A 7,789-nucleotide genomic window follows, 5' to 3' on the forward strand; every position below is an offset into this window, starting at 1 on the left:
CGAGCTTCGCGATGCTCACGCCGGACCGGATCGAGGCGCTCGACGCGGCACTCGACCCCGCCGTCGTCGTGACGACACCGGAGCGCGCCCCCGACCTGATACCCCGCCCGCCGGAGCCCGGTTCTGCCGCGGGCCCGGCGCTGTCCAGCCGTACGCGCACGCCCCCGCCGCCTCGGGTCCGCTCGCGCGGGCGCACCGTCGGGCTGTACGCGGCGTGCCTGGCGGTCGCGGGCGCGGGACTGCTCGCCATCCACACCACCTGGGACGAGGTCTCCTCGCCGCATCCGCACTACACGGTCGCCGCGATGTTCTGGGTGCTGACCGCCGGCCTCGTGGTCGTCGCGCGGGATCTGCGCCATCCGCCCAAGGACCGTACGCACGTGGCGAGATGGTGGGACATGCAGGACTACTTCAAGCGCTGAGCCGCTGCCCGGGCCCGGTCCGCACGGAAACGCAACCCGTCGGGGACGTGACGAACGCGACGCGTCGCGCGCCCCGCGCGGTCCCTCCGCGCCGGGCGCCTGACCCGACAATGGACCCCGTGATCAGCTCCCCCTCGCACCGGCAGTCGCCCACGCCCCACTACGAACACCGGCGGAAGACGGACCACGGACCCACTCCGTACGTCGACCTGACCCGCTCGGAGTGGAGCGCGCTGCGCGAGAAGACCCCGCTGCCCCTGACGGCCGGCGAGGTCGAGCGGCTGCGCGGACTCGGCGACGTGATCGACCTGGACGAGGTGCGCGACGTCTACCTGCCGCTCTCCCGCCTCCTCAACCTGTACGTGCGGGCGACGGCCGAGCTGCGGGGCGCGCTCAACACGTTCCTCGGCGAGGCGGGCGGCGGCCACGGCGAACAGCGCGGCACCCCCTTCGTCATAGGGGTCGCGGGCAGTGTGGCCGTGGGCAAGTCGACCGTGGCGCGGCTCCTCCAGGCCCTGCTGGCGCGCTGGCCCGAGCACCCCCGCGTGCAGCGCGTCACCACGGACGGCTTCCTGCTCCCGATGAAGGAGCTCCAGGCGCGCGACCTCGTGCACCGCAAGGGCTTCCCCGAGTCGTACGACCGCCGCGCGCTCACCCGCTTCGTCGCGGACATCAAGGCCGGCAGGGACGAGGTCACCGCGCCGGTCTACTCGCACCTGATCTACGACATCGTGCCGGACGAGCGGCTGGTCGTGCGGCGGCCCGACATCCTGATCGTCGAGGGCATCAACGTCCTCCAGCCCGCCCTGCCGGGCCAGGACGGCAGGACGCGCGTGGCGCTCGCCGACTACTTCGACTTCAGCGTGTACGTGGACGCGCGGGCCGAGGACATCGAGTCCTGGTACCTCAGCCGGTTCCGCAAGCTGCGCGAGACCGCGTTCCAGGACCCGTCCTCGTACTTCACGAAGTACACCCGGGTCTCGGAGGACGAGGCGATGGACTACGCGCGGACGACCTGGCGCACGGTGAACAAGCCGAACCTCCTGGAGAACGTCGCGCCCACGCGCGGCCGGGCGACGCTGATCCTGCGGAAGGCGGCGGACCACAAGGTGCAGCGCCTCTCCCTGCGCAAGCTCTGACCTGCGCGGCGCGCGGCGCGCGGACCAGCCGGCCCGCTGGTGCCGCTCCCCGGTGCCGGTCCGCGGCTGCCGGTCCCACCCCGGGGACGTACCATCGCGAACCGAGGGAAACACCGCGTCGCAGCACGAAAGAGGACCCACGCACCATGGACTTCGCACAGTGGACCGTGGACATCGCCCGCGCGAACGTCAGGGACGGCGGCCGGCCGTTCGCGACGGTGATCGTCCGCGACGGCGAGATCATCGCGGAGAGCCCCAACAAGGTCGCGCAGACCCATGATCCGACGGCGCACGCCGAGATCCTCGCGATCCGCGAGGCCTGTACGAAGCTCGGTACCGAGCACCTGGTCGGCACGACGGTCTACGCGCTCGCCAACCCGTGCCCGATGTGCCTGGGCGCGCTCTACTACACGAGCCCCGACGAGGTCGTCTTCGTCACGGGACGCGAGGAGTACGAGCCGTACTACGTGGACGACCGCAAGTACTTCGAGCTGTCGACGTTCTACGGCGAGTACGCCAAGCCCTGGCAGGAGCGCCGGCTGCCGATGCGCCACGAGCCGCGCCCCGACGGCATCGCCCCGTACAAGGAGTGGCGCGAGCGCAACGGCGGCGACCGCCGCGTCCCGGGCGCCCCGAGGTCCGACAGGTAGCGGTAGCCGATACACCGGTACGCCGGTACGCGACAACGGGCGGGGGGGGGGGGGGGGGGGGGGGGGCCCCCCCCCCCCCCCCCCCCGCCGGGGCCGGGGGGGGGGGGGCGTGCCCGCCGGGCCGCCGCGGCCGCCCCCCCCCCCCCCCCCCCGCGCCCCCCCCCCCCCCGGGGCGCCGGGCCGGCCGCCCCCCCCCCCCCCCCCCCCCCCCCCCCCGCGCCCGTCTCCGTGAGGTGCGGCCGCCGCGCGGCTCAGCCCAGCGCCGACTTCACCGCGTCCGCGAGGCGCCCCGCCACCGCGCGCGCCTGGTCGATGTCGGCCGCCTCGACCATGACCCGGACCAGCGGCTCCGTGCCGGAGGGGCGCAGCAGGACGCGGCCGGTGGCGCCGAGTTCCGCCTCCGCCTCGGTGACGGCCGCCGCGACCTCCGCCGAGGTGGCGACCCGGGACCTGTCGACGTCCGGCACGTTCACGAGGACCTGCGGCAGGCGCCGCATCACGCCCGCGAGGTCGGCCAGCGACCGGCCCGTCGCGGCGACGCGCGCCGCGAGCATCAGGCCGGTCAGCGTGCCGTCGCCGGTCGTCGCGTGATCGAGGATGATCACATGGCCCGACTGCTCGCCGCCGAGCGCGTAGCCGTGCTCCTTCATGGACTCCAGCACGTAGCGGTCGCCGACGGCGGTCTGCACCACCGTGACGCCCTCGCGCTCCATGGCCATCTTGAAGCCGAGGTTCGACATGACGGTCCCGACGACCGTGTTGTGGCGCAGCCCGCCCTGCTCGCGCATGGCGAGCGCGAGGACCGCGAGGATCTGGTCGCCGTCGACCTCGGCACCCGAGGCGTCGACCGCGAGGCAGCGGTCGGCGTCGCCGTCGTGCGCGATGCCGAAGTCCGCGCCGTGCTCGACGACGGCGGCCTTCAGCTGGCCGAGGTGGGTGGAGCCGCAGTCGTCGTTGATGTTGAGGCCGTCGGGCTCGGCGCCGATCGTGATGATCTCGGCGCCCGCGCGCGCGAACGCCTCGGGCGACACGCGGGCCGCCGCGCCGTGCGCCTCGTCCAGGACGACCTTCAGCCCGTCGAGCCGGTTGGGCAGCACCCCGATGAGGTGCGCGACGTAGCGGTCGAACCCTTCGTCGTACGTACGGACGCGGCCGACGCCCGCGCCGGTCGGCCGCTCCCACGGCTCGCCGGAGCGGTGCTTGTCGTAGAGGGCCTCGACGCGGTCCTCCAGCTCGTCGGCGAGCTTGTGCCCGCCGCGCGCGAAGAACTTGACACCGTTGTCGGGCATGGCGTTGTGGCTGGCGGAGAGCATCACGCCGAAGTCGGCGCCGAGGACCCCGGTCAGGTACGCCACCGCGGGCGTCGGCAGCACGCCGACCCGCAGGACGTCCACGCCCGCGCTGGCCAGGCCCGCGACGACGGCCGCCTCCAGGAACTCCCCCGAGGCGCGCGGATCGCGCCCCACGACGGCCGTCGGCCGATGCCCCTCGAACGTCCCCACCTCGGCGAGCACATGCGCCGCCGCGACCGACAGGCCGAGCGCCAGCTCCGCCGTCAGGTCCGCGTTGGCGACACCGCGCACGCCGTCCGTACCGAAGAGTCGTCCCACAGCTCTCCCTCCGAAAATGTCTTTGAGCGCTTGATGCTGTTATACGCCCGGCACCCTGGATAAAAACGAACGCCCCGGCGGCACAGACTGCCACCGGGGCGAACGAGGTACGCCGTACGGGGGGCGCACGGGAGGCGCGACCACGTGAAAGAAACGCGGGCGCGCTCTCCCGGCGACCGCCGGTACGGGGTTTAGCGCTTGCTGTACTGCGGGGCCTTGCGGGCCTTCTTCAGACCGGCCTTCTTGCGCTCGACGGCGCGGTCGTCGCGGCTCAGGAAGCCGGCCTTCTTCAGCGCACCGCGGTTGTTGTCCACGTCCGCCTCGTTCAGCGCACGGGCGACACCGAGACGCAGGGCGCCGGCCTGGCCGGAGACGCCGCCACCCGCGATGCGGGCGACCACGTCGTAGCGGTTGTCGAGTTCGAGCACCTTGAAGGGCTCGTTGACTTCCTGCTGGTGCACCTTGTTGGGGAAGTAGTCCTCAAGGGTGCGACCGTTGATCTTCCACTTGCCGGAGCCCGGGATGATCCGGACACGGGCGATCGCGTTCTTGCGGCGGCCCAGGCCCGCGGCGGGCTGCGGGTCACCGAAGCGGGACGCCATCGACTCGGAGGTGTACTCGCCCTCGACGGGCGCCTCCGACTCGAAGGTCGTCACCTCGGCGAAGGTCTCTTCGCCTTCGGCGGGGGTCTGCTCAGCAGTGGTCTCGGCCACGATTCTCCTCAGATTTCTTTTCTTCTTAGGGGGTGGCCGGAACTACTGCGCGACCTGGCTGATCTCGTACGGGACGGGCTGCTGCGCCCCGTGCGGGTGGTGGTCACCCGCGTAGACCTTCAGCTTGCTGAGCATCTGGCGGCCCAGGGTGTTCTTGGGGAGCATGCCCTTGACGGCCTTCTCGACGGCCTTCTCCGGGCTCTTGGCCATCAGCTCGTCGTAGCGGATGGAGCGCAGGCCGCCCGGGTAGCCGGAGTGGCGGTACGCCATCTTCTGCGTGGCCTTGTTGCCGGAGAGGTGCACCTTGTCGGCGTTGATGATGATGACGAAGTCACCGGTGTCGACGTGGGGCGCGTAGATGGGCTTGTGCTTTCCCCGGAGAAGGGTGGCGGCAGTCGTCGCCAGACGGCCCAGGACGATGTCCTGCGCGTCGATGATGTGCCACTGGCGCGTGACATCGCCGGGCTTGGGGCTGTACGTACGCACGGTCGTAGCCTTCGCTTCTTCGTGAATGGGTCCTGACTGGCCACCCGGACGATCACGACAGCCTGGAGGAAGCAGGTGACGCAACCCGCTCGTACTCCGCTGGTCATCGGTCCGGTGGACCGGCGTAAGGGCCCCTCACGTGAGAATGAACAAGCCAATACGCACAACGAACCAGCAGGATACTCGGGCTCACCCGCACGGGTCAAAACGCACCCGCACCGCCCGGACCCCGCCGGTACCCCCCGATCGTACGGCCCCGAGACCGCCCGCCGACCCCGTGGCCCGGGCTCGGGGAGACCCGGGAGACGGCCGCGCCTCCGGGACCTCCGCGTGCACGCCCGCCCGCCCAGGGCCGAAGAGGGCGCCCCGTCCGGCCCCGGGCCAAGGAGGGCGCCCCGGCGGTCACACGCCGAGGGGAGCGTCCCCAGCAGATGGCCAGAACGCCTGGCGCATCAAGGCGGCCCGCTTTAGGCTCTGCTGTACGGATTACCCGCACGTAACAGCCGATGGCGGTGCCTCGTACACCGCCTCGTCAGGAGGACGGCCGTGCTGCTCAGTTTCCGGGTGGCCAACCACCGGTCGATCCGCGAGGAGACCGAGCTCTCGCTCGTGGCGACCGAACTCAATACCGGCACCGCACGGGAGACCGGCGTCCGCTCCGAGGGCAGCCCGGTCTCGGTGCTGCCCGCCGTCGGGATCTTCGGCGCCAACGCCTCCGGCAAGAGCAACGTGCTGCACGCCCTGCGCTTCATGCGGGGAGCCGTCCTGGACTCCTTCGCCGACTGGGGCCGCCGGGGCGGGGTGCCCAGAGAGCCTTTCGCGCTCGATCCTCAGGCACGGGAGGAGACCAGCCTCTTCGAGGTCGATCTCCTGCTCGGCGGGAACCCGGTCCGCTACACCTACGGATTCGAGCTGTCCGACGAGCGCGTCGAGGCCGAATGGCTGCACGCCTACCCTTCGGGCCGCCGGCAGGTCTGGTTCGACCGGGAGGCGGACCGCCCCGACGACGAGGGCGGCGAGTTCAGGTTCCCGGGAAACGGCCTGAAAGGGCACAAGGAACTGATCGTCGGCTCCACCCGGCCCGACGCCCTGTTCCTCTCGGTCGGCGCCACCCTCAACCACCCGGCCCTCGGGGCGGTGCATCGCTGGTTCGTCGACAACCTGTGGCTGGTGGCACCGGGCGCCGACGTTCCGGTGCGGACGGAATGGACCCGCGGACAGCTCGCCGACCGCAAGGACGGCCCCGCGCTCCGCGAGCGCGTCGGAGCTCTGCTGGCCGCCGCGGACCTCGGCATCAGCGGCCTGACTCTGGACCCGGAGACCGGCGAGGTGCGGCTCCTGCACCACACCGCGGACGGCCGGTCCGAGCCGTTGGACTTCTGGGACCAGGAATCTCTCGGCACCCACGCCTGGTTCGCCTTTCTCGGTCCCCTTTTCCACGCCCTCGAACACGGCGGAGTGCTCCTGGCCGATGAGCTGGACTCCAGCCTCCACCCCGTTCTCGCCGCCGAGGCCATCCGCCTCTTCCAGGACCGCGAGGCCAACTCCCGCCCCGCACAGTTGATCTTCACCACACACGACGCGACCCTCCTCGGCCCTTCCGTGGTGGAACGGCCGCTCGACCGCGACCAGGTGTGGATCACCCTCAAGGAGGAGACCGGCGAGTCCCGGCTCTACCCGATCACCGCCGCGCGCAAGGCCCGTCGGGACGACAACCTGGAACGCCGCTACCTGCACGGCCACTACGGCGGCGTCCCGCAGCTGACGAGCGGCGAGATCGCACGGCAGGTGGCACTCGTCGTAGAGGGGCTGCGGCCGACAGCGTGAGCAGAGGACACCAGGACCGAGGAGCCCGCGTCGGTGCACGGACCCGTCGCCGCCGCGACCCCGACCGCGCCGTGCCGCTTCGCCGCCCCGGGCAGTACTACGAGGACGAATCCCGCGACGTCGTCTATGTGGCCGCCGAGGGCGAGAGGACCGAGCGCGACTACGTCGCCCTCCTGAACCGCACGTACGGCCGGACCGGGAAGTTCTTCCTCCACTTCTCCTCCGCCAGGAACGGACTGCGCCCCACCGAGGTCGTCTCGCTCGTCGTCAAGGCCTCCTCGGCCCCCGAGGACGAGAAATGGGCACTCTTCGACCGGGACGCGGCAGACAGCCGGGACCGGGACATCCCGGAGGCGATGCGCGAGGCGGCCCGGCAGGGCGTGCAGGTCGCGCTCTCCCACCCCTCCTTCGAGCTGTGGCTCCTGCTGCACTTCCAGCAGTGGACCATGCCGCAGGACGGCCGCGACGCCCTCGTCCTCGGCAAGCTCCGCGCCCATCCGGACGCGAAGGGCTTCGAGGAGTACGACACCGCGTCGGGCGAGCGCGGCAAGGGAATCAACGCACAGCGCGAGGAGTCGCTGCTCGGGCGGGAGAGGACCGCGGTACGCAACGGGCGCAGACTCGTCGGGCTGTGCCCGCACGGCGGCTGCTCCGGACGCGGCCTCCCCGCCGGCCCGATCCCCGGGCCCGGAGCCGAGACGTACGCGCAGTGGACCCGGCGCAGCGGCCACGCGGAGAACTGCGATCCGCTCAAGCGCGACCCGTCGTCGGACATGTGGCGGCTGCTCGCGAGGCTCGGTGTGGGCGTGGAGGAGGACCCAGCCAACGGAGGCGGATGACTCGGCGGGCACGACGCGGAGGCCGGCCCCGTCTCCCGGACGCCGGGAGACCCGGGAGACGGCCGCGCCGCCGGGACCCCCGCGCGCACGGACGCCCGCGGCC

7 protein-coding genes and 1 pseudogene are annotated in these 7,789 nt (G+C 72.2%); 5 read left to right on the top strand and 3 right to left on the bottom strand.

The genetic code is table 11. The features are described 5' to 3' along the window. The 3 genes and pseudogenes from LCE31_RS33175 to LCE31_RS33185 form a co-directional block, all read left to right on the top strand. Positions 1-422: pseudogene (locus LCE31_RS33175) on the top strand (hypothetical protein); the annotation flags it as partial. Between the two features lie 110 nt (positions 423-532). Then, on the top strand, positions 533-1,561 hold the full coding sequence (gene coaA, locus LCE31_RS33180; RefSeq protein ID WP_225021086.1) for a type I pantothenate kinase: 1,029 nt from the start codon (positions 533-535) through the stop codon (positions 1,559-1,561). Positions 1,562-1,707: 146 nt separating this feature from the next. After that, the gene (locus LCE31_RS33185; RefSeq protein WP_225021088.1) at positions 1,708-2,211 is read left to right on the top strand and encodes a nucleoside deaminase; all 504 of its coding nucleotides are present in this window, start codon (positions 1,708-1,710) and stop codon (positions 2,209-2,211) included. Positions 2,212-2,462: 251 nt separating this feature from the next. Here LCE31_RS33185 and glmM read toward each other — a convergent pair whose 3' ends face one another. From glmM to rplM, 3 genes are all read right to left on the bottom strand, one after another. Continuing rightward, positions 2,463-3,821 carry a phosphoglucosamine mutase gene (gene glmM, locus LCE31_RS33190; RefSeq protein ID WP_225021089.1) on the bottom strand — a complete coding sequence of 453 codons (1,359 nt, stop codon included), beginning with the start codon at positions 3,819-3,821 and terminating at the stop codon, positions 2,463-2,465. Positions 3,822-4,012: 191 nt separating this feature from the next. Then, positions 4,013-4,534 (bottom strand): 30S ribosomal protein S9, encoded by a 522-nt coding sequence (gene rpsI, locus LCE31_RS33195; RefSeq protein WP_374118629.1) that lies wholly within the window; start codon positions 4,532-4,534, stop codon positions 4,013-4,015. Positions 4,535-4,576: 42 nt separating this feature from the next. Next, complete coding sequence (gene rplM / locus LCE31_RS33200) at positions 4,577-5,020, bottom strand: 50S ribosomal protein L13 (RefSeq protein ID WP_225021091.1); 444 nt, start codon at positions 5,018-5,020, stop codon at positions 4,577-4,579. Between the two features lie 546 nt (positions 5,021-5,566). On the opposite strand from rplM, the gene LCE31_RS33205 reads away from it, so the two are divergent. Further along, on the top strand, positions 5,567-6,847 hold the full coding sequence (locus LCE31_RS33205) for an AAA family ATPase (protein ID WP_225021093.1): 1,281 nt from the start codon (positions 5,567-5,569) through the stop codon (positions 6,845-6,847). Further along, positions 6,844-7,686 carry an RloB family protein gene (locus tag LCE31_RS33210; protein ID WP_225021095.1) on the top strand — a complete coding sequence of 281 codons (843 nt, stop codon included), beginning with the start codon at positions 6,844-6,846 and terminating at the stop codon, positions 7,684-7,686. The genes LCE31_RS33205 and LCE31_RS33210 overlap by 4 nt, the downstream gene beginning before the upstream one ends. Positions 7,687-7,789: the final 103 nt, after the last annotated feature.

The sequence above is a fragment of the Streptomyces sp. 8L genome (assembly GCF_020176795.1).
GTDB lineage: Bacteria > Actinomycetota > Actinomycetes > Streptomycetales > Streptomycetaceae > Streptomyces.

Excerpts from the sequence above, each read along its gene's own strand:
- LCE31_RS33185 (WP_225021088.1), top strand. The coding sequence starts at position 1,708 with ATGGACTTCGCACAGTGGACCGTGGACATCGCCCGCGCGAACGTCAGG.
- coaA (WP_225021086.1), top strand. The coding sequence starts at position 533 with ATGGACCCCGTGATCAGCTCCCCCTCGCACCGGCAGTCGCCCACGCCC.